Below are 21,875 nucleotides of genomic sequence, written 5' to 3' on the forward strand. Positions count from 1 at the left end.
TGCCGAGCCTGTTTTTAGCCCGCCCGTTGAATTGTAAAAGTGACATTGTAATTATTCATAGTATAATTGTTGTGTGTGTCGGCGACTATGCGCCGGCATTACCGGACGCCGCTGTACGCGGCACTGATTGACAGCGTTCAGGAGAATACGATGAGTTTGCTAGACCAACTTGCAGGACAGGCGATGAGCGCTTTGGGCAACAAGGGGGCGGAGGGGGAAGCCCCGTCGGGACTGATGGCCAGCGTGATGGACCTGGTCAACCAGCATGGCGGCTTGCCCGGCCTGCTGCAGAAATTCCAGGAAAGCGGCCTGGGCGACCAGGTAGCCAGCTGGATCAGCACCGGCGCCAATGCGCCCGTCTCCGGCGAGCAGATCAAGGATGCGCTGGGCGCCGACACGATCACGCAAATCGCGGAAAAAGCGGGCGTCGCCCCGGACGCGGCTTCGGGCGGCCTGGCAGCCTTGCTGCCCCAGCTGATCGACAAGCTGACGCCGGACGGTCAGGTACCGGAAGGCAATGACCTCGTCAGCCAGGGCTTGAATATGCTCAAGGGCAAGATCTTCGGTTGATATTCATTGGCACAGAACTCAAAAAACCTCGCAGCGATGCGAGGTTTTTTTATGTGCAAGGTTTTGTGTGCGAACTATGAACGTCTGAAAAACGCCCAGGGCTAGGCGCCGCCCCGAAGACAGTACGCGAGTACGGCGAGGGGCAGGCAATAACGCCATGGGCGTTTTTCAGGCGGCGGCCATCATGCCGAAGTGGGGAGGCGCGCCGGTCAGCCTGGCCGTACTCCCCTCGACCAGATACGAGCAGTACCGTCTCCGCTCGGCGCTGCCGCCGCGCCTCTCCATCAGTTCGCTCAGCATGGCGACGGCATCGGTGGCCATCTTTTGCACGGGCTGGCGCAGGGTGGTGATGTCGTAGCTGAGCCAGCCGGACGCTTCCAGCGCGTCGAAGCCGGCCACGGACATCTGCAGCGGCACCTGGATGCCCATCTGGTGGCGCGCCGTGTCCAGGCAGCCGATGGCCATGATGTCGTTGCCGCAGATGACGGCGTCCGGCACGCGGCCCAGGCGGTCGATGACCTTGCGCAAGCCCCGGCCGCCGCTGGCGTAATCGTAGTTGCCGCTGACGACGATGGGCGCGGGCAAGCCTAGCGTGAACAGGCGGTCCAGCATGCCCGCCTTGCGTTCCTGCGCGACGGCCGAGTCGCCGGGGCCGTCGATGATGGCGAACTGGCGGTGGCCCGCGTCGGCCAGGCGCGAGACGAGCAGGCGCGCCGCTTCGCCCTGGTCGCACAGCACGGCATGCACGGCGTGTTCGCGGGGGCTGCGGTTGAACAGCACCAGCGGCACGTCGCGCCGGGCGAATTCAGCCATCTGCTCGTCCGACAGGCAGGCGGCGACGACGGCGCCGTCGACCTGGTATTGCCACACATCGCTCAAGACCTTGCCGATGTCCGCTTCGCGCTCCAGGGTAAACAATAACAAGCGCTTGCCGAGGCGGGCGATTTGCTGGCTCAGGTCGGACAACACTTGCGGATAGTACAGATTGGCCAGGTTGGAAATGATGACGGCCACCAGGTTCGAGCGCCGCGTGATCAGGCTGCGCGCGGCCGCGTTGGGGATGTAATCGAGGGTGATGGCCGCCTGCATGACCTTGGCATGCGTGGCTGGCGAGACGCTGGCGCCCGGCTTGAAGCAGCGCGATACGGCCGATTGCGACACGCCGGCCAGCAGGGCCACGTCATACGAGGTCACGCGCCGTCCGGCACCGGGTATGGCGCGGGCAGTGGTGCCGGGTGTCCTGGCTACAGTATTCTTTTTTCGCATATTGGTTTGGCAAGCAACCTGTCTCAAAGTATTCCTGCAGGCCCGGCCGCTTGTGGCGGCCTGGGCGGGAAAAATGAGCATAGCGAAAATATTTCCATGTGGCAAGACTGTTTTCTTATCCATGTTGCAAATAATTTGATTGAATGGCAAGTGGTATGCTTGCCCCTCAATCGGCACTGTCGCAGGGGCCGCTGCCATAGGGGCTGAGGCGTCCCGGCGGGTCCACGCGGCGGGCGCTGAAGTCGCTGGCCAGGACGGGTAATGGAAAATCCGCGGTGGCGCTCGCCTCCGTGCCGCTGACGGTGCCCCGCACGGTCAGGGCGACCTCTACCCAGGAACCAAAGTTGCGCGGATAGCTGATGGTCACGGTGGCCATGCCCAGCGCGTCGCTCAGGCCGCTGGCGCTGACGGTCAGGGGGATGCCCGGGTCGAGCACGCCATTGCCGTTGCGGTCGTAGGCGGCGTCATAAATGCCGTTGCGCAAGACGTCTTCGTTGGCGCAGCTGTAGTGGGGCAGGGCCAGGCGCCACACGCCCGTGTCGGGGAATTCGGGCTTGTCCGCTTGCCACACATAATATCCCTTGGCATAGCGGCTGGGCCAGGCGGCGGCCGTGATGGCGACGCCGGACACGGCATTGCCGGCGCTGTCGGACACGAACACGGCAAAGTCCTTTTGCAGCACGCCGGCCGAATATTCGCGCAGCAGGCTGCCCGTGCCCAGCTTGATCGACAGCGCTTGCCGCGCCACCGTCAGGCGCACGAGGGCCGTGGCTGCCGCCTGCGGGGCGCCCTCGATGCGGGCCTGGATCAGCACGCCGTCGCGGCCGCTGTCGGCCGGACCCGCCACATACGCGGCCCGCGCCAGGCCGTCGCTGCCCGTCAGCACCCGGCCCGCCTGCCGCAGGTAGCCGCCGCTGGGGTCGCTCAAGATGGTGAACACGACGGGCGCATTCTTGACCAGGTTGTTCGCCGCGCCGTCGCGCACCACGGCGCTGATGGTGCTGATACTGGTGCTGGCGTTGTCGGCCGGGGCCGCCGAAGTGCCCGTATTTGCGCGCAGCACGGCCGGCTCCGCCTGCACGGCCAGCTTGCTTGCTGGGCTCAATGGCGCGACGAATTCCAGCCGCGTCTGCGCCGAAGGGCCGCCCGCCACGGCGGCCGTGACGGTGGCCACGCCCGCGTTGGCCGACTGAATATAGCTGCGCGGCAAGTTGCCGTTGCTAAAGATCAAGCTGGCGGGCAAGGCCTGGCTGCAGGCGCTGTCGCCGAACAGGCTGCCGCGCGTGGTGGACAGGCTGGCGCTGCCCGTTTGCGCCACGCCCGCCTTGTCGTAGCGCGTGTCGATGGCCTGGCACGCCAGGGTCGCCACTTCCGGCAGCACGTCCGCGCCGCTGGCGTCCTGGCCCACGGCCGGACTCAGGCGCAGGTCGCTGCCGGCCACGGCATACGCTTGCGTAGCGGCGGCGCCCAGCGCGCTGACGGACACGGCATCCTTGCCCAGGCTGTTTGCCGTCAGGCGCAGCACCAGCTGGCCCTGTGCATTGCTGAGCGCCGCGCCGCCATCCCTGACACGCAGGCCGTTGCCGGTGCCCGTGCTGTAGGCGATGGCGGCGCCGGCCACGGGCCGCTTTGCCGAGTCGCGCACGGTGACGGTGAGGTCGGCGCCCTGGCCCAGCATCAAGGCGGCCGGCCCCAGCAGTTCCACGCTGCTGCCCGTCACCGCCACCGTGCCCTTGCCGCTGCGCGTGCCCACCGTGGCTGTCACGGTGATGCTGCGGTTGCCGTTGGCGCCACCGGTGCCCAGCAGCGCGCGCGCCTGGCCATTCTTGTCCGTCACGGCATCGACGCTGCCGAGGATGCCGGAATCGGCGGCAAAGGAAATTTTTGCGTTTGGCAAGGCCAGGTTGGCGCCATCCTTGACGAGGGCCGTGACGGCCACCTCGCTGCCGGCCAGGCCCGCCGAGGCCAGTTCCGTGCTGGAAAACACCAGGTTGACGGCGCTGGCCAGGCTGGCCGGTTCGGGCGGCGTGACGGGCGGATTCACGGGTGGCGTCACGGGCGGGGTGACTGGCGGCTTCACGGGCGGCACAACGGGCGGCGGCGGGCTGCCGCCGCAGCCTGCCGTGCTGTGCAGCGAGCAGCCGGCGCCGGCCTGGGTATCGGTGCCGCCTCCGCCGCCGCAACCGGCCAGGAACACGAGGAAGGCAGCCAGCCAGGCGGCGGGCAGGCGGGGCAGTTGGCGCACGGGGGCGTAGGGCACGATGGGTCTCCGGAAGCTTGCCGAGTTGCTCGGCATCAATTTCCCAAGAGTAGCTTTTGCGCGCGGCCAGTACTTGATGCAAAGCAAGCTTATGCTGTTGACCGAGCCGAACGGTTTTTTCTGGTGCAATGGCCTGCGTTCTGATAACATAACGCCCCTTTATTCAGGGAAGGGTCGACATGGCCAATGCTTGCGGCGTCGATTTCGGCACGTCAAATTCCACGGTAGGCTGGGCGCGTCCCGGGCAGAGCACCATGCTCGGCCTGGAAGATGGCAAGACGACCCTACCGTCCGTCGTCTTCTTCAATGCGGAAGACGAGGAAGTCAGTTTTGGCCGCGCGGCGCTGGCCGGCTATCTGGCCGGTTACGAGGGGCGCTTGATGCGCTCGCTGAAAAGCTTGCTGGGCACCAGTCTCATCGATGGCCAGACGGAAGTGGGCGGCCGCGCCTTGCCCTTCCGCATGTTACTGGCCCAATTCATCGGCGAAGTGAAGCGCCGCGCCGAGCAGTCCGCCGGCCGCGAATTCACGTCCGCCGTGTTCGGCCGTCCCGTCTTCTTTATCGACGACAATGCGCAAGCCGACCAGCTGGCGCAGGATACGCTGGCCGAAGTGGCCCGTTCCGTCGGTTTCAAGGACGTCGCCTTCCAGTTCGAGCCGATCGCCGCCGCCTTCGACTACGAGTCGCAAATCGACAGGGAAGAGCTGGTGCTGATCGCCGACATCGGCGGCGGCACGTCCGACTTTTCGCTGGTCCGGCTGTCGCCGGAGCGGGCGAAAAAGACGGAGCGCCGCGACGACATCCTCGCCACGGGCGGCGTGCACATCGGCGGCACGGACTTCGATAAATACCTGAGCCTGTCTTCCGTCATGCCCTTGCTCGGCTATGGCAGCCGCCTGCACAACAATAGCGAAGTGCCGTCCAGCTACTATTTCAACCTGGCCACCTGGCACACGATCAACCTGGCCTATACCAAGAAAATCTGGGTACAGCTGGCCGACGTGTGCCGCGATGCGCGCGAGCAAGACAAGATGGGGCGCTTGCAAAAGCTGATCGACGAGCGCGCCGGCCACTGGCTGGCCATGAAGGTGGAAGAGGGCAAGATCGCCTTGTCCGACGCGGCCGAAGTGCAGCTGGAACTGGACCGTCTGTCGCCCGCGCAAAGCCTGTTGCTCAAACGCACGCAATTCGACGACGCCATCGGCCATTTGTGCGGTTCCGTGGAAGAAACCGTGCTGCGTTTGCTGCGCGACGCGGGCGTGGCGCCGCAAGACGTCGACACCGTGTTCTTCACGGGCGGATCCAGCGGCGTGCGCTTGCTGCGCGAAAAGATCGCCGCCCTGGTGCCGGCCGCGCGCAAGGTCGAAGGCGACTTGTTCGGCAGTATCGGCGCCGGTCTCGCGCTGGACGCCGTGCGCAAATTTGGTTGATAAAATGTGCATGGCGGCGTTGCCGCGTCTTGCCGTACTAGTGTACTGTCTGCGACGCGGCGCCTTGCCCTGCGCATTTTATCGATACACCCACTGTTGCACCCACGAAAGAGCGCCCCATGAATGTGTTTGACAAACCGATCGTCATGATCGACTTCGAGACGACCGGTTTATCTCCCGACATGGGCGACCGCATCACGGAAGTGGCGGCCTTGCGCATCGAGGGCGGGCAGATCACGGACCGCTATGTGACCCTGATCAACTGCAATGCCCGCATTCCCGCGTTCATCACGGGCTTGACGGGCATCACGCAGGCCATGGTGGACAAGGCGCCGCCCGTGGCCCAGGTAGTGCCGCAGCTGCTGGATTTTATCGGCAGCGATGCCTTGTCGGCGCACAATGCCAGCTTCGATGAAAAATTCCTGCGCGCGGAAAGCGCCAGGCTGAACCTGACGCCGGCGCACCAGTCGCTCGTGTGTTCCTTGAAACTGTCGCGCCGCGTGTTTCCCGGCCTGTCCAGCTACAAGCTGGGGCTGCTGTCGAGCCAGTTGGGCATCGCCTTCAAGAGCGCCGCCCACAGGGCCGAGTCCGATGCGGAAGTGGCGGCGCAAGTGCTGATCCATATCGGCCGCCATTTGCGCAGCAGCTACGGCATCGCCGATGTCGACGCGGATTTGCTGGTGTCGCTGAACAAGCTGGCCGCCGCCAAGGTACCGCAATTCCTGCAAAAGCACCCATCACGCCGCTGATCTCCGCATCGCCTACAGGCGGGCTCATCAGAACGATATAATTTTGTTATTTCCTTTGAGCCTGCTCAAGTCCTTTCCCCGCATCGAATTTAAAATTTAAGCAACACACGATTTCGCCGCCCTGGGCCGCCGTTTTGCGCGTGCTGCCGGCAAGCGCAATGTGGATGGGGGCGCACATGGACAAGCACCAGACTGCCAGAGATAGCCACCAGGCGTATATCTGGTTCCGCACGGCTGCCGAGCAGGGCAATGCCTACGCCCAGTTCAACCTGGGCCTGATGTACAAGAAGGGCGAGGGCGTGGCGCAGGACGATGCGCGCGCCTTTGTCTGGCTGCGCCTGGCCGCGCTGCAGGGCCTGGCTTTCGCGCAAAACCACCTGGGCGCCCTGTATTACCACGGCCGCGGCGTGGCGCAGAGCGACGAGGACGCCGTGCTGTGGTTTCGCCGCGCGGCCGCGCAGGGCGACGCCTCGGCGCAGCAAAACCTGGGACAGATGTACCGCAAGGGACGCGGTGTGCTGCAGAGCGACGAGCTGGCCCTGGCGTGGTTTTACCGCGCCTCCGAGCAGGGCGTGGCCAGCGCGCAATCCTTGCTGGGCGAAGCCTATGCGCAAGGGCTGGGCGCGAAAAAGAACGATGCGCTGGCCCTGGCCTGGTTCCGCAAGGCCGCCTTGCAGGGCGATGCGCAGGCGCAGCTGAACCTGGGTCTCGTCTACAAGCGGGGCCAGGGCGTGGCGCAAAGCGATGCGCAGGCGCTGGCCTGGTTCCGCCAGGCCGCTGCGCAAGGCCTGGCTGTGGCGCAGCGGCAGCTTGGCGTGGCGTATGCGGAAGGCCTGGGCGTGGCGCCCGATCAGTTGCGCGCCTACGCCTGGCTGCAGCGGGCGGCCGAGCAGGATGACGCCGACGCCCAGTTCAACCTGGGCCTGATGCTGGCGCGGGGCCAGGGCGTGGACCGGGACGAGGCGCGCGCCGTCGCCTGGTACCGGCGCGCCGCCCTGCAGGGCCATTGCATGGCGCAATACAATCTGGGCGGCATGTTTGCGGGCGGACGCGGCGTCGCCCGCGACTTGCGCCAGGCGCTGGACTGGTATGCCCGGGCGGCGGACCAGGGCGCGTCGAATGCGCAGTTCAACCTGGGCGTGATGTATGCGAATGGCCAGGGCGTGGCGCGCGACGCGGTGTGCGCCGTGCGCTGGTATCGCACGGCCGCCGAGCAGGGCGATGCCAGCGCGCAAAACAACCTGGGCGTCATGTATGCGAACGGCCATGGCGTGCCGCAAGACGATGGCCTGGCCGTGCAATGGTATGCGCGCGCGGCCGGCCAGGGCCATGCGCTGGCGCAGTACAACCTGGGCGGCATGTACAACAGCGGGCGCGGCGTGGAGAAAGATCCCGTCTGCGGCTACATGTGGCTGGCGCTGGCTGCCGAGGGCGGCGACAGCGGCGCGGCCCGGGCCAGGGAAGCGGCTGCCGCCAGGCTGGAGCCGGCGCAGCTGCAAGAGGCGCAGCAGCGCATGCGGCAATGGCACCAGGTGCGCTTCCCGCCGCTGCCGCCGAGCGACTGAGGCACGGGTGCCGCGCGCGCAGCGATGCGCACCGCATGCGATAATTGCCGAAGAGCATGTCGCGCAGGCGGCGCGGTTTTCGGCACAGTGAAAGGTGGAACATGGTAAGGCAGGCAGGCGAGGATGCATCCGAGCAAAAAGTCATCGACGACATCGCCACGCATGGCTGGCATGGCGTGCATATCAGTGCCGATGAAGAAGGTCCCGGCTATGCCTTCACCATAGGCGCCGGCCACAGCTTCGGCCAGCCTGAATTTCTCATCATGGGCTTGCCGCGCTCCACTGCTCATCAGATACTCGACGTGGCGCTCGATGCCGTGCGCAGCGGCGCCATCACGGATTTTACTGCCACCACGGACGCCTTGCTGGAAGGCCATCCATGCGCCTTCGTGCGCGTGCCCGTCGAGCAATACCGCAACTACGTCGGCTATGCGCGCTGGTATTACCAGGGCGATGATTTTACCGTGTACCAGATCGTCTGGCCTTCGCGCGATGGCCATTTTCCATGGCAGGCGCAAGCGAGCGCGCAGTACGTGGAAAGCCAGCCCCTGCTGGGACCGGCGCCGCTGGCCGCATGACGAGAATCGCAACCGGCACGGCCACCCTGTGCGTGTTCGACCCGGCCCTTCTGCGCCACAAGCTCGGCGATGACTGCGACTGGTGGAGCCTCCCTAGTGCGGAACTGGCGGCCGTGAATGCGGGACACGTGGCGTTTTTCAACGTGGGCGGCGACGGCGCGTATGACATCGCCTTGCACGCCGAACTTGCCGAGCCCCAGGTAACCGTGCATCTGACTGTCGCCTCGGGCCGCGTCTTCATCGGCGCCGGCGAAGACGTTACGGGCGGCGGCCTGGAACCGGACACGGCTTATGGCGGCCTGTTCCTGGACGTTCCCGTGGGCAACTGCCGCGTGCAGGCGCGCCGCGATGGCGAGCGCATCAGCCTGGCATTCGTGCCCGATGCGCGCGGCAGCAATGCGTTTGACGACCTCGTGCGTATTTGATGCCCCGTTGAGCCCTGGCTAGGCATCCATGCGGGCCACGCCCGTGCCTTGCCGCCTATCCAGAAACAGGCTGTTGCCGTGGATTTTCTTCGCTTGCTTCTTCGCTTCGGCCGCCTGCGTGGCGATCTGATGGTGCGTGTAGTACTGGTGCGCCTCGACCTTGATCACGCCCAGCGACAGGCTGATCAAGGAATAAAACACTTTCTTGCCTTGCCGGTCTTCGCTGATGTAGCCGCCCCGTTCGCAGTCGCCCGTGCTGTAGTAGGCGAGGATGGCGGCCGCGAAGTCGTCCAGCATGGCGTGGCAGCGCGTTTCCCAGTCTTCGCTCTGGAACAGGATCATGAAATCGTCGCCGCCGATGTGGCCGATGAAGTCGCGGTTGGGGTCGCAATGGCTGCTGAGGATTTCTCCCGTCAGCTGGATCACGTCGTCGCCCTTGCGGTAGCCGTACACGTCGTTGAAGGGCTTGAAGTGGTCGAGGTCGCAATAGCAGACCCAGAAGCGGCTGCCGCTGTGCAATAAGCGGTCGATATGCTCGTTGATGGGCACGTTGCCGGGCAGTTGCGTCAGCGGGTTGGCGTAGCGGGCCGCATTGATCTGCATCTGCGTGATTTCGCGCATCAGGTCGTGTCCCGTGCCCATGCCCAGGTAGCGGCCGTGTTCGGTGATGATGAAACCGTTGAACAGGTGGTGGGCGCTCGATTGCACCATGGTGTAGCTGAGCTCCTGCAAGCTCGTTTCGTGGTCGGCGATCAGGGGATTGGCATCCATGAACAGGCTGCACGATTTCTTGCCATACAGTTCGCGCTGGTAGGGACGGGCGAAGTGGTCGATCATTTCGAAGCGGCTGATCAGGCCCAGCGGCACGCCGTCGTCGACGACGGGGATGATCATCAGCTTCGGTTCCTTCAGGAAGATATCGTACACCTCGTTATTGTTTTTCTCGGGCGAAACGGCCGCCACGCGGTGCAGCAGCTTGCGGATGCTGGCGCCGTTCTTTTCCAGGCTGCTGCGCTGCGGATACACGGCCACGCCGTTGCGCCCCAGCGCCTGCACCACTTCGGCCGGCAGCGCCCGCGCCGGCACCGCATTGGGGCGGCCCAGGTGATAGCCCTGGCCGAACGCCACGCCCAGGTCGCGCAAGACCAGCAATTCCGTCTGCGCTTCGATGCCTTCGGCGATCACCAGGGTGCCCGATTTTTCCGCGATTTCCTGGATCGAGCGCACGAATTGCAGTTTCACGGGGTCATTATTGATGCCCTGGATGAAATGCATGTCGATTTTCACGTACTCGGGGCGCAATTCCGACCACAGGCGCAGGCTGGAAAAGCCTTCGCCCAGGTCGTCAATGGCGATCTGGAAACCCATGTTGCGGTAATGCAGCACCGCCTCGCGCATCAGCTCGTAGTCATACGTGGGCTGGTTTTCCGTCAGCTCGATGATGACCCTGTCCGGGTTGATGCCGATGTGCTCGATGTATTCCAGGGTTTCGCCATGGCGCGCATTGCGTAGCAGCAAGCATTCCGGGCTGACGTTGAGAAACAGTTTTCCTGGCAATTGCAGTTCCGCAAAGCGTTCCAGCACGACTTGCCGGCACAGATGTTCCACTTCCAGGGTCAGGTCATGCGCGCGCGCCACCTTGAACAGATTCATCGGCGCGTGCAGGGGGCTGTCGGACGGTCCCCGTATCAAGCCTTCGTAGCCGATGATGTCGCCGCTGTGCATGTGGATGATGGGCTGGAACAGCGCGCTGAGCTTGCGGCTCGCCAGGATATCGTGCAAGGCATCCGTCCCTTCGATGGTCATGGCGGCCGATGGCGGTTTCAGGTAAGCCACATTCGATGGCATCGCGCCGGGCGGCACGGCGGTGGCGGAAGGGAGGGCGAGAGTGTGCATAGGCGGCTGTGGCGGCACGGCCTCTGGACGGGCCATGAACAAGTTGCCTATGGTAAGGACTATTTATGACGGCTTGATGAAACGTATTTGCTTTTGATAATGTTTCTTGCATGAACGTCAGTTTGCCGATTCCGGCGAAAGCGAGATTTATCACGGCAATTCCTTGGAATTGTCCAAATAAAAGACGGCAAATCCACCGGATAACTGTGCTTTAAAAGTGGCAATCCGCGCTATGATTTCTCTTGGCGAAAGTCAACATGGGCAGCCGCAGCGCGAGTTTGAACGGCTTGCTTTCCTCGACATCCAACAATGAGACAACAACCCATGCAATTACGTAGTGCAACCCTCATATTCAGCTTGCTGGCCGCTTTCGGTGGCAATGCCCTGGCGCAAAACGCCGCGATGCCAGCGTGCCCGGCCGGCGATGGCGCCCCCGTGACGTATCCGGTCAGCAAAAAGGTCGACCAGCAAGACAGCTATTTCGGTACCACCATCGCTGACCCCTACCGCTGGCTGGAAGACGCCAACAGCGCGGAAACGGGCGAATGGGTCACGGCGCAAAACAAGCTGACGCAGTCGTACCTGGGCACCATCCCCGAGCGCGCCGCGATCAAGCAGCGCCTGACCAAGCTGTGGAATTATGAGCGTTTCTCTACGCCAACGAAGCAGGGCGGCCGTTACTTCTATAGCCGCAACGACGGCTTGCAGAACCAGGCCGTGCTGTACACGGTGAAAAAACTGTCCGACGAGCCGCGTTTGCTGCTCGATCCGAACACCCTGTCCACCGACGGCACGGTGGCGCTGGCCGGCACCTCGATCAGCCCGAACGGCAAATACCTGGCGTATGCCACGTCCGCTTCCGGTTCCGACTGGAACGAGTGGAAAGTACGCGACATCGAATCGGGCAAGGATTTGACGGACCACATCAAGTGGGCCAAGTTCTCGGGCGCTTCGTGGACCAAGGACAATAAAGGTTTCTTCTACAGCCGCTATGACGCGCCGAATGAAGCGACCAAGCTGGCCGATATCAATTACTTCCAGAAATTGTATTTCCACAAGATCGGCACGCCGCAAAGCGACGACGTGCTGGTCTTCGACCGTCCCGACCAGAAGGAATGGGCGTTTGGCGGCAGCACCGTCAGCGACGACGGCAATTACCTGATCATCACGGCCACGCAGGGCACGGAACGCAAGAACCGCGTGTTTTATAAGGACTTGCGCCAGAAGAATGCCAAGGTCGTGGGCTTGCTGGAAGAATTCGACGCATCGTACTCGTTCATCGACAATGACGGCCCCGTGTTCTTCTTCAAGACGGACAACAAGGCGCCGAAATCGCGCGTGATCGCCATCGATACGCGCAAGCCTGCGCCTGCCGACTGGAAAGAGATCGTGCCGCAAAGCGCGGAAACCCTCGTCGCCGTCAACCTGATCAACAACCAGCTGGTGCTCGATTACTTGAAAGATGCGCAAACGCAAATCAAGATCGTCGATCTGAACGGCAAGCTGGTGCGTGAAGTGGCCTTGCCGGGCATCGGTTCGGCCGGCGGTTTCGCGGGCAAGCGTGGCGACACGGAAACGTTTTACTCGTTCACCAGTTTCACGACGCCGGCGACCATCTACCGCTACGACATGAAGTCGGGCAAGAGCACGGTGTACCGCCAGCCGAAGGTCGATTTCGACCCGAACGCCTTTGAAACGCGCCAGCAATTCTTCACCAGCCGCGACGGTACCAAGGTGCCGATGTTCATCGTCTCGAAAAAAGGCATGAAGCTCGATGGCACGAATCCGACTTACCTGTACGGTTATGGCGGCTTCAATATTTCGCTCACGCCTAGCTTCTCCGTGGCAAATCTTGCCTGGGTAGAAATGGGCGGCGTCTACGTGATGGCCAACCTGCGCGGCGGCGGCGAGTACGGCGAAGCCTGGCACCAGGCTGGTACCAAGCTGAACAAGCAAAATGTGTTCGACGATTTCATTGGCGCGGCGCAATGGCTGGTGGACAACAAGGTCACCTCGCCATCGAAGCTGGCGATCGGCGGCGGCAGCAATGGCGGCCTGCTGGTCGGTGCGGCCATGACGCAGCGTCCGGACCTGTTCGCCGCGGCGATTCCGCAAGTGGGCGTGCTCGACATGTTGCGTTTCCACAAGTTCACCGTGGGCTGGGGCTGGGTGCCTGACTACGGCTCGTCGGACGACGCCGAGCAGTTCAAGGCGCTGGTGAAATACTCGCCGCTGCACAACCTGAAGGCGGGCGGCTGCTACCCGGCCACCATGATCACGACGGCCGATCACGACGACCGCGTCGTGCCTGCCCACAGCTTCAAGTTCGCCGCCGCCGCCCAGGCAGCGCAAGGCGGTGCGGCGCCCGTGCTGATCCGCATCGACAGCAAGGCGGGCCATGGCGCCGGCAAGCCGACGACCAAGCAGATCGAAGAAGTGGCCGACCGCTGGGGCTTCCTCAGCCGTTCGTTGAAGATGGCGCCGGTAGTGGCGGAGCCGGCCAAGGTGGCGGCGCAGTAAGCTCGCTGTAACCTTTTAACCCGAAGCAGAAACTGGGGTCGTACCCTCAGGGTACGACCCCGGTATTTGCATAGGGGTTATCCTCGCCAATACCCCCTCCCCAAATACGGCCTGAAACGGCAAATCCTTGCGCTGCGCGTAGCCGATATAGCAGTCGCACTTGAAGCGGGGGCAGGAGCGTTCCCGCAGCATCTCAGCCAGATCATCCACATACAGATTCCCCAGCCGCTCGGGCACGAAATGGCAGCGCGCCAGTTCGCCGTCGCCATCGACGGACAGCGACGCTTCGCCCGCCAGGCACGGTTTATTGCGCGAGGGCGACGGGCGGCGGTTTTGCGCGAACCACGGGTCGACGGCGTCGAGCCAGGCCAGGTCTTCCGCACTGTAATAGCCGGGGCCGCGCCTGTCGTAGGCGTTCAGCCACAGGTAGACGTGGGCGGGCAGCGCCGCGCGCAGGGCGCGGATGGCGTCCTGGTGCTCGTTCATCGCCACCACGCCGACGGAGTAGCGTACGCCCATGGCGTCCAGGCGCGCGCAGCGGGCGAGAAAGCGGGACAAGGTCGTCTGATCCGGGTGGTAGGTGCACCACAGGCCGACCTTTTCCAGCCCGTCCATCTTATCCAGCCAGTCCAGGGGGCCGGACAGATTCGTCTGCAGCGCCACCTGGCGCACGTGGGGCAGCGCCGCCAGTGTCTGTATCGCGCTCCGGTAGTGGCGCCGCACCAGCGCTTCGCCCCAGGGCGTGAACAGCACGCCAATGGGGTGCGCTTGCGCCGCTACCCAGTCCGTAAATCGCGCCACTTCGCGCGCATCGCGGGCCAGCGCGGCGCGGCTGTCGCGCTTCTTGGCGAACGGGCAGTAGCCGCAGGCGTAGTTGCAGCTGGCCAGGGTGCCGCGGTACAGCAGGGACAGCGTTGCCGCTTGCGCCGTCAGCACGCCTGGCCGCCTTCGGCCATCAGCGCGCGCACCGTATCGGACGCCAGCCAGGGGCCGATGGTATCGGCGTAGCTGTAGCCCCGCTCGTTCAGCCGCAGCAGCGGGCCTTCTTCTTCCACCAACTCCAGCGCGTGCAGCTCGGCCAGCTGCGGCAGATCAATCTCGCAGCGCGTGCCGAAGCGGGCCGTGTAGGCGTCGCGGTCCAGGCCCGGTTCCGTCAGCAGCGACTGGATCACGTAGCGGCGGCGCTGTTCTTCGCCATCGAGCTGGTAACCGTGTTCGGCCTGCGCGAAGCGCGCCTCGTCGAGCGCCAGGTAGTTGTCGATGATGTTGATGGTATCAAGCCGCGCCACCGCGTATTCGCTCGAGTAATGGAGGCTGGCCGTGTACGAGCGGGCGCCCGCACCCAGGCCCACCATGCCGTCATTCTGGCAGCAGTACGAAGGCCCGTCTTGTTCCGGCGCATGGGGGGCGCGGAACATGCGCATCGACACCTGCTCGTAGCCCTGGGCGCGCAAATGGTCGCGCGCGGCCGCGTACAGGGCCAGGCGGCTGTCGCCGTCCTGCGCCAGCATGATGGGACTGAGCGATTGCGCGCCCTGGCGGCGCGCCACTTTTCCAAGGCCCGTCTGTTCGCGCACGTACAGCGGATACAGATAGATTTCCTCGGGCCGGAAGGCCAGCGCGCTGTCGATGGAAGCGAGCAGGCTGGCGACGGTTTGCCCCGCGATGCCGTAGATCAGGTCCAGGTTCAGGGTGGGGAAGCCGGCCGCGCGTATCAGGCCGATGGCGTGGTGGACGGTGGCGTTTTGCTGGGGGCGGGCCAGCGCGCGCATTTCGCCGGCGGCAAAGCTCTGGATGCCCAGGCTGACGCGGTCGATGCCGTGCGCGCGGCAGACGGCCAGCCGTTCGGCCGTGATGGTTTCGGGCGACGCTTCGATGCCGGCCGGCGTTTGTTGCAGGTCAATGCCGAGGATGTCGCGCGCACCGCACAGCAGGGTGTCCAGCTGCGCGGGCGACAGGTAGGTGGGCGTGCCGCCGCCCAGCGCGAAGCGGGCAAAGCGCCGTTCGCCCAGGGCGCCGGCCAGGGCGCGCATCTGCACCAGCACTTGCCGCACATAGCGTTCGACCATGTCGGCGCTGGGGCGGGCCATGGCGAACAGGTTGCAAAAGCCGCAGCGCATCTCGCAAAACGGAATATGGATATACGCGAACAGGGCGGAGCGGTCTTGCCGCGCCCACAGTGGCGCCAGCGGCGCCGCCTGCGGCAAGGCGCGGTAGGCCGCCTTGTGCGGATACGAATAGGAATAGGCCTGGTAGGGCGTGTGGCGCATGCGCTGCGCCAGGGTGCCCGGTTGTTCGGAAGGGTTCACGGTGGGGATTCCTTGGGAAGTGTATCGGGGGCGATGAAGAAGTGCGCGTACGGCACGTTCCACACGCTGTCATGGGCCACCCGGTGGCCACGGTAGCCGTCTTCGCCATATGCGCTGCCGTGGTCCGAGCAGACGATGGCGAACGTGGGCGCGCGCGCGGCGCAGGCGGCAAACAGGGGCGCCAGCGCGCTGTCCACATAGCGCAGGGCGGCAGCGTGGCTGTCCAGGCAATCGGCGCGGCAGCCGGGCAGGTAGGCGCGGTTCGGCGTATGCAGGGCGGCCACGTTGATGAATAAAAAGGTGCGCTGCGCACCGTCCGCCAGGCGGTCGATGGCCAGCGCCACCTGTTTTTCGGTCGAATGGCGGCTGGCCACGCCCATGCCCGCGCTCCAGTGGCTTTCCTGGAACTGCGACGGCAGCACCGTGCCCAGCGCCGTTTGCTTGTTGAAGAAGCCCACGCCGCCAATGCAGATGGTGCGGTAGCCGCGCGCGGCCAGCGCGGCGGGAAGGTCCGCTTCTTCGAACGCAAACGTGTGCGGCGACGTCGTTTCGCTGCCGGCGAAGGCGGAAGCGAACAGGCGCGGATGGCGGCCCGGCGCGGCCGGCGTGGGCAAGAAGCCCGCGAAGAAGGCCTGGTGCGCCGCATACGTGAACGTGGCGGGCGAGTGCCGGCGTTCCCAGCCGCCGGGCGGCAAGAAGCGCCCCAGCACGGGCAATTCGCCCGCCTCGTACAGCGCTTGCGCCACGTCAAAGCGCAGGGTGTCGAGCGTGAGGAAGACGATATCGTGGCTGCCGACGATGGCGTGCATGTCGGGGATGGCCGGGGTGTTGTTAAACATGGGTCAGTTGCGCCGTGTAAGTATTGATGCCTTGCCACAGCAAGCCTGGCAGCAGGTCGCCGAAGGCGTTCGCTTCGAGAACGTGGGCCTGGCCGTGGCGCACGACGAGGTCGTAGCCCGTCACGTGGCTATGGGGGAAGGCGCGCGCGGCCAGGGCGGCAGTCTGTTCCAGCGCGGCCAGGTCGGCGTCGTCCAGCAGGCCGGACGCGTCGCCGCGCCGGTTGTCGAGGTGCAGATTCGTCATCATGCGGTCGCCGATGCGCGCCACCCGGTGCGCGGGCTGGCCTGCCACGGTCACGACGCGCAGGTCGTAATGGCTGTCGCCGCAGCGGGGCTTGTTCAGCCACGCTTCCGCGTACAGTTCCTGCGCGGCCAGCGCATCGACGAGGGCGGCGATGTCGTGTTCGGATTCGTAGCGCGCCATGCGTTTGCTGTTCATCAGGCGCGTTATGCCCTCCGTGCGGTGCAAGGTTGCCGAGGTGGTGGCTTGCTGGCGGCCCGTCTTGTTGCGGCGGTAGGCGACGACGCCGGACGCGGACGAGCCGTAGCGCGGCTTTAAATACACGCGGTCAAGCTGGCGTTCATGCAGCAGCGCCTGCAGATGGTCGTAGCCTTGCACGGGTCCCAGCAAGGCCGGTATCGGCACGCCGTGCGCGGCCAGGTGGCGCTGGCAGGCCAGCTTGTCCGTCATGACGGTGATTTCGCCTGGCGCATTGAATACGCGCGTTTGCGGCAGGTCAAGCAGTTGCGCCGCCAGGGCAGTCATGGCGGCCGTAAAACCGGCGAACCACGCATCCATGGCCAGCAGTTCGCCGTGTTCGGGCGCAGCGACCGGCGCACGCTCCAGCAGCCTGCAGCCTGCCTGCAGCAACAGCCGGTGGGCGGCAGGATCGTCGCCGGGCGGTTCGATTTTGAAGATGCCTGGCTGGCGCATTGCTTCATGCAGCAGGGCAGGCTGCGCCAGCCAGTCGCGCCATTCCAGCACCTGCGCGGGCGGCAGGCGCAATTGCGCGCGCGCCGCCTGCATCAGGCGCACGCGCTTGCTGCCCTGTGTCGCCAGCAGGGTGAGAGGCGTGTGCAAAGGGGGAATCCGCTTATTCGCCGACCGCCACGTAGCGGTAGCTTTCGCCGTCGTCCTCGTCCGCTTCCTGCGGGTCGTCCAGCACCACCTCGAAGGGCAGCGCCTTCAGTTTTTCCTGGTTTTCCTCGGAGATGTAGTGGTGCGACAGGTCCAGGCGCTTCAAGCCGCCCAGTTGCGTGTGATTGAGCACGGCCACGGCGCCCAGGTCGCCGATGGTGCCCAGCGACAGGTCCAGCGTGTCGAGCTGCGCCACCAGCGGTTCCTCGGCCAGCCAGACGGCCAGGTCGTCGGCGATTTCCGCGTCGCGCAAGCCCAGATAGCGCAGGGTGGGCACGGTCAGCTGCGCCAGCACCTTGCGGTACAGGTCCACGTCGCCCGAGAAGCCGTATTCCTCGGTGCCAAGCCACAGTTCCAGGTGTTCCAGCTGCGGCATGCTCGATTGCGCCAGCGCTTCGGCGATCTTTTGATCGAGGCCGCCCGCCTCGATGGTAAAGCGGCGCAGGTGCTGGTGCGCGAACGGTTCGATGACGAGCTCATTGCCGCCGCGGATGCGCAATTCTCCCAGCAGCGGGAAAGCGTCCAGCAGGGGCTTGTAGCTGCCTTGCACGATCCACGAGATTTCGCATTCCTCGTACGTCATGTCGCCGATGAACAGGGCGCGCAAATTGGGCAGCTGCGGCGCGTGGGCGATCAGCGCGGCCATCACTTCGTCGGCGCCCGATTCGTACGGGTCGCCCCACATGCCGATGATCAGCGCTTCGAGCGCGCCCTTGTCGGCCTTGCCGAGAAAGCCGGCGATCAGCTCGTCCATCTTGCGCTTGTCGTCGTATTCGAGCGACAGGCGGTAGACGATGCCGGGCGAGGCGTCGAAGGGCAGGTCAGGGTCGTACTGGACGACTTTCTTGTTGTGGAAGGTGGTGGTGCTGTCGGAAATGGTCATCGCGTGGGCTCCGTTAAAAACAGTTGGGGCCTGGATGCCGCGCAGGGGCGTAGCAAGCATGGGGTGAGCCGGGATGTACTGCGGCGCTCTGCAAAGACATCCAGGCCTGGAAATCTTGTCTATTGCGAAATCTTAGCATGGACAAAAGGACTTATTGCGCACGGCTGCGCGGCAACGCAGTGATAGAAAATGCCTTACAAACAACAATGTTGTCAAATAAGTTTACATTTTTGATATTTAATCGTATCGTGCATTTTTCTTGGAGGGAATAATGAAAATAATCCGGAGAATCGCGCTGCCCTTGTTTTGCGCTTGCGTCAGCACGCCGGCGCTCGCACAGGGGGCGCCGGCATCGCCGCCCCGGTTTTCGGTCACGGTGTTCGAGAATGCATCGCTGGCAAATCTGAGCGTGGGCAGCATCAGCGCCATGGGGCAGATTTACGGCGTGGGCCGGCTCGACGGCGTCGACATGGTGTATGCCACGGCGGGCAGCCAATTGACGGTGGCGCCGAAGGCCGCGGTGAGTAATCTGGTGTTTGCCAGCAATGCGGCAGGGGACAGCCTGATACGCTCGGCCGGCAGCAATGGCAATGCGCTGGTGCACATCCTGTCGGGCGGCGTGGCGACTTCGCTCAATATCGCCGGGCAAACGACCTGGTCCGGCACAATGAATGCTGCAGGGCAAGTTGCCTTCAATGCGGGGTTTGGCAGCTATGCCACCTTCGACTACACGACGAAAGCCTATCTGTACGACCCGCAAACGGGCATGCGGGCGCTGGGCACCCTGGGCGGCAAGGACAGCTATGTCACGGGCATCAACGACGATGGCGTCGTCGTCGGCGCTTCCGCGATGGCGCCGGCGCCAGGCGGCGCGCAAGGCTTCATGTACAAGGATGGCGTGATGACCAGCGCGACGGGCTGGGGCGGTTACCAGAGCGCGATTTCGGGCATCAACAATGCGGGCCAGATGGTGGGCCATGTCACCCCCGACTGGAACCAGGACCGGACGCGCGGTTTTCTCAAGACCGACGGCAACAACACGTTCCTGAAATCCATCTCCACACCGATCGGCGTGGATGGTTTGGGCCAAGTGCTGGGGGAAAACGCCATGTTCTACAGCAATGGGGTGACTTACAGCCTGGAAAGTCTGGTGCAGGGAGAGGCGGGCTGGAGTTACATGGCCGTCGGCGGCATCAACGAGGCGGGACAGATTTCCGCGCGCCGTTGCCAGTCGCTCATTTGCGAGATTGTCCGTCTCGATCCCGTCAGCGCCGTGCCCGAGCCGCAAACCTATGCCATGTTGCTGGCTGGCATGGCCTTGCTGGGTTTTGCGGGGCGCCGGCGCCGGCAGCGCCCGTGTGATGCCGTAACGTAATACTTTCTGTCAGGCAGGGTGGAGGATGGGCCGGCGCGCTAGCGGTGGATCACCACCAGCAGCGCCTTGCCCTCCGTTTTTCCCAGATTCCTGATGATATGCGGCTGGTCTGCCGGATAGCGGGCCGTGCCGCCATTCTTGACCTTTTTCTTCGCCGCGCCCACTTCCAGTTCCAGGTTGCCGTGGATCACCGTCAAATGCTCGGTGGTGCCCGGGTCGTGCGGCTGCGACGCCAGTTCGCCACCCGGCGCCAGGGTCACTTCATACCATTCGTATTTGCCCGCCAGCTCCATCGGTCCCAGGATGCGCAGCACGTAGCCCGCGTGGTCGCCGGGCAGGGTGGGGGTTTCGTGGGCGTCCGTGATGCGGATGGTTTCCACGGCTTTTTCCGCGCTCGACAGCAATTCGCCGATCTGCACGCCCAGGGCGTTGGCCAGGCGCCACGTGATGGCGATGGTGGGATTGGCTTTTTCGCGCTCGATTTGCGACAGCATGGACTTCGATACGCCCGCGATGCGCGACAAATCCTCGAGTGTCAGGCCGCGCGCCAGGCGCAGCCGTTGCAGGGTGGCACCCACTTCAGGGGGAGAATTGGTCGAAACGCTGGTTTTCATCGGCAGGTGGCTTGCAAAGTTCAATAGGCTTGGGTAATATCCACTATATTGAATTTCAGTTCGAAATAGTGGATTTTGAGGAAAAACACGGAAACGTGTAGACTTCAAACAGCGCTTCACGGTACAGCATTGTGCGCGCACCGGTCAAGCGGCGGCTTTTTCCCTATGGCGGCTGAAACCACACGCACACCACACGCATACATCAGGGACACAAGGAATATCATGAGCGAGCAAGCGAAGAACACCTTTTTCAGCGGTCTGCAACAGAATCTCGATCAACTGCGCCAGCAAGGCTTGTACAAGCCCGAGCGCGTGATCGCCTCGCGCCAGGGCGCCGAAGTGGTGTGCGACGATGGCCGTACCCTGATCAATATGTGTGCAAACAACTACCTGGGCCTGTCCGGCGACCTGCAGACGCAGGAAGCGTCTATTGCCGCCACGCAAAAATACGGCTACGGCCTGTCGTCCGTGCGCTTCATCTGCGGCACGCAAACCGTGCATAAAGAACTGGAACAGGCCATTTCCGCCTTCCTGGGCACCGAAGACACGATTTTGTACGCGGCCGCCTTCGACGCCAACGGCGGCGTGTTCGAACCGCTGTTCGATGAAAACGACGCCATCATCTCCGACGCGCTGAATCACGCCTCCATCATCGACGGCATCCGCCTGTGCAAGGCTGGCCGCTACCGCTATGCGCACAACGACATGGCCGACCTGGAAGTGCAGCTGCAGGCGGCGATTGCCGCCGGCAAGCGCCACAAGGTCATCGTCACGGACGGCGTGTTCTCGATGGATGGCACGATCGCGCAACTCGACAAGATCTGCGACCTGGCCGACAAATATGGCGCGCTGGTGATGATCGACGAATGCCACGCTTCCGGCTTCATGGGCGCGACGGGCCGCGGCACGCACGAACACCACAATGTGATGGGCCGCATCGACATCATCACGGGCACGCTGGGCAAGGCCCTGGGCGGCGCCATGGGCGGCTTTACGTCGGCGCGCAAGGAAGTCATCGACACCCTGCGCCAGAAATCGCGCCCCTACCTGTTCTCGAACACGCTGGCGCCATCGATCGCCGGCGCTTCGCTGTCGGTATTGGAACGCCTGGCCAAGTCGACGGAACTGCGCGACCGCCTGCATGACAACACGGCCTTCTTCCGCAGCGAGATCGAGCGCATCGGCTTCACCATCAAGCCGGGCACGCATCCGGTGGTTCCCGTGATGCTGTTCGACGCCCCCGTGGCGCAGAAATTCGCCGCCCGCCTGTATGAACTGGGCGTGCTGGTGACGGGCTTCTTCTACCCGGTCGTGCCGATGGGTCAGGCCAGGGTCCGCGTGCAGCTGTCCGCCGCCCACACCCGCGAGCAGCTGGTGCAGGTGCTGGCCGCCTTCGAGCAGGCCGGCAAGGAACTCGGTCTGCTGACCACCACTACCACGACCAACTAACAAGAATTC

General features: G+C 64.2%; 19 protein-coding genes. 9 read left to right on the top strand and 10 right to left on the bottom strand.

What is annotated here, in order from left to right:
- The first annotated feature begins 150 nt into the window (after positions 1-150).
- Complete coding sequence (locus AC07X6_RS02760; protein ID WP_230538172.1) at positions 151-570, top strand: YidB family protein; 420 nt, start codon at positions 151-153, stop codon at positions 568-570.
- Between the two features lie 168 nt (positions 571-738).
- Here AC07X6_RS02760 and AC07X6_RS02765 read toward each other — a convergent pair whose 3' ends face one another.
- Together AC07X6_RS02765 and AC07X6_RS02770 are read right to left on the bottom strand one after the other, a co-directional pair.
- Positions 739-1,764, bottom strand: a complete 1,026-nt coding sequence (locus AC07X6_RS02765; protein WP_494790032.1) for a LacI family DNA-binding transcriptional regulator — start codon at positions 1,762-1,764, stop codon at positions 739-741.
- A 238-nt stretch (positions 1,765-2,002) separates the two neighbouring features.
- Positions 2,003-4,096, bottom strand: a complete 2,094-nt coding sequence (locus AC07X6_RS02770; protein WP_494790033.1) for an Ig domain-containing protein — start codon at positions 4,094-4,096, stop codon at positions 2,003-2,005.
- A gap of 179 nt (positions 4,097-4,275) precedes the next feature.
- Between AC07X6_RS02770 and AC07X6_RS02775 the strand changes: the two genes are divergently transcribed.
- The 5 genes from AC07X6_RS02775 (at position 4,276) to AC07X6_RS02795 (ending at position 8,843) form a co-directional block, all read left to right on the top strand.
- A complete protein-coding gene (locus AC07X6_RS02775) occupies positions 4,276-5,526 on the top strand; it encodes an Hsp70 family protein (protein WP_494790034.1) in 1,251 nt (416 codons plus the stop codon).
- A gap of 119 nt (positions 5,527-5,645) precedes the next feature.
- A complete protein-coding gene (locus AC07X6_RS02780) occupies positions 5,646-6,275 on the top strand; it encodes a 3'-5' exonuclease (protein ID WP_494790035.1) in 630 nt (209 codons plus the stop codon).
- A gap of 176 nt (positions 6,276-6,451) precedes the next feature.
- The gene (locus AC07X6_RS02785; RefSeq protein ID WP_329958032.1) at positions 6,452-7,840 is read left to right on the top strand and encodes a tetratricopeptide repeat protein; all 1,389 of its coding nucleotides are present in this window, start codon (positions 6,452-6,454) and stop codon (positions 7,838-7,840) included.
- A gap of 101 nt (positions 7,841-7,941) precedes the next feature.
- Positions 7,942-8,418: a DUF4262 domain-containing protein gene (locus AC07X6_RS02790; protein ID WP_474291037.1), complete on the top strand. Its 477-nt coding sequence runs from the start codon at positions 7,942-7,944 to the stop codon at positions 8,416-8,418.
- On the top strand, positions 8,415-8,843 hold the full coding sequence (locus tag AC07X6_RS02795) for a DUF6386 family protein (protein ID WP_474291038.1): 429 nt from the start codon (positions 8,415-8,417) through the stop codon (positions 8,841-8,843). The genes AC07X6_RS02790 and AC07X6_RS02795 overlap by 4 nt, the downstream gene beginning before the upstream one ends.
- Before the next feature lie 18 nt (positions 8,844-8,861).
- On the opposite strand, the gene AC07X6_RS02800 is transcribed toward AC07X6_RS02795, so the two are convergent.
- Positions 8,862-10,649: a GGDEF domain-containing protein gene (locus AC07X6_RS02800; protein WP_494790082.1), complete on the bottom strand. Its 1,788-nt coding sequence runs from the start codon at positions 10,647-10,649 to the stop codon at positions 8,862-8,864.
- A 414-nt stretch (positions 10,650-11,063) separates the two neighbouring features.
- Between AC07X6_RS02800 and AC07X6_RS02805 the strand changes: the two genes are divergently transcribed.
- Entirely contained in the window at positions 11,064-13,259 is a 2,196-nt protein-coding gene (locus AC07X6_RS02805) for a prolyl oligopeptidase family serine peptidase (RefSeq protein WP_494790036.1), read from the top strand.
- Positions 13,260-13,274: 15 nt separating this feature from the next.
- On the opposite strand, the gene AC07X6_RS02810 is transcribed toward AC07X6_RS02805, so the two are convergent.
- The 6 genes from AC07X6_RS02810 to AC07X6_RS02835 form a co-directional block, all read right to left on the bottom strand.
- On the bottom strand, positions 13,275-14,195 hold the full coding sequence (locus AC07X6_RS02810) for an STM4011 family radical SAM protein (protein ID WP_494790037.1): 921 nt from the start codon (positions 14,193-14,195) through the stop codon (positions 13,275-13,277).
- The gene (locus AC07X6_RS02815; protein ID WP_494790038.1) at positions 14,189-15,568 is read right to left on the bottom strand and encodes an STM4012 family radical SAM protein; all 1,380 of its coding nucleotides are present in this window, start codon (positions 15,566-15,568) and stop codon (positions 14,189-14,191) included. Before AC07X6_RS02815 ends, AC07X6_RS02810 begins: the two co-directional genes overlap by 7 nt.
- Entirely contained in the window at positions 15,565-16,407 is an 843-nt protein-coding gene (locus AC07X6_RS02820) for an STM4013/SEN3800 family hydrolase (RefSeq protein ID WP_494790039.1), read from the bottom strand. Before AC07X6_RS02820 ends, AC07X6_RS02815 begins: the two co-directional genes overlap by 4 nt.
- Positions 16,400-17,488, bottom strand: a complete 1,089-nt coding sequence (locus AC07X6_RS02825; protein ID WP_494790040.1) for an STM4014 family protein — start codon at positions 17,486-17,488, stop codon at positions 16,400-16,402. The genes AC07X6_RS02820 and AC07X6_RS02825 overlap by 8 nt, the downstream gene beginning before the upstream one ends.
- A 13-nt stretch (positions 17,489-17,501) precedes the next feature.
- Positions 17,502-18,428, bottom strand: a complete 927-nt coding sequence (locus AC07X6_RS02830) for an STM4015 family protein (protein ID WP_494790041.1) — start codon at positions 18,426-18,428, stop codon at positions 17,502-17,504.
- 237 nt (positions 18,429-18,665) lie between these two features.
- Positions 18,666-18,857, bottom strand: a complete 192-nt coding sequence (locus tag AC07X6_RS02835; protein ID WP_494790042.1) for a hypothetical protein — start codon at positions 18,855-18,857, stop codon at positions 18,666-18,668.
- On the opposite strand from AC07X6_RS02835, the gene AC07X6_RS02840 reads away from it, so the two are divergent.
- Positions 18,856-19,803: a PEP-CTERM sorting domain-containing protein gene (locus AC07X6_RS02840; RefSeq protein ID WP_494790043.1), complete on the top strand. Its 948-nt coding sequence runs from the start codon at positions 18,856-18,858 to the stop codon at positions 19,801-19,803. The two genes, AC07X6_RS02835 and AC07X6_RS02840, sit on opposite strands and share 2 nt — an antisense overlap.
- Positions 19,804-19,841: 38 nt before the next feature.
- Here AC07X6_RS02840 and AC07X6_RS02845 read toward each other — a convergent pair whose 3' ends face one another.
- On the bottom strand, positions 19,842-20,417 hold the full coding sequence (locus AC07X6_RS02845) for a helix-turn-helix domain-containing protein (RefSeq protein WP_071323776.1): 576 nt from the start codon (positions 20,415-20,417) through the stop codon (positions 19,842-19,844).
- A gap of 222 nt (positions 20,418-20,639) precedes the next feature.
- Here AC07X6_RS02845 and kbl point away from each other — a divergent pair, with 222 nt between their 5' ends.
- Positions 20,640-21,866, top strand: a complete 1,227-nt coding sequence (gene kbl / locus AC07X6_RS02850) for a glycine C-acetyltransferase (protein WP_070218655.1) — start codon at positions 20,640-20,642, stop codon at positions 21,864-21,866.
- The last annotated feature ends 9 nt before the right edge of the window (positions 21,867-21,875 follow it).

It is taken from the genome of Janthinobacterium sp. GW460-12-1-14-LB5 (assembly GCF_059423585.1).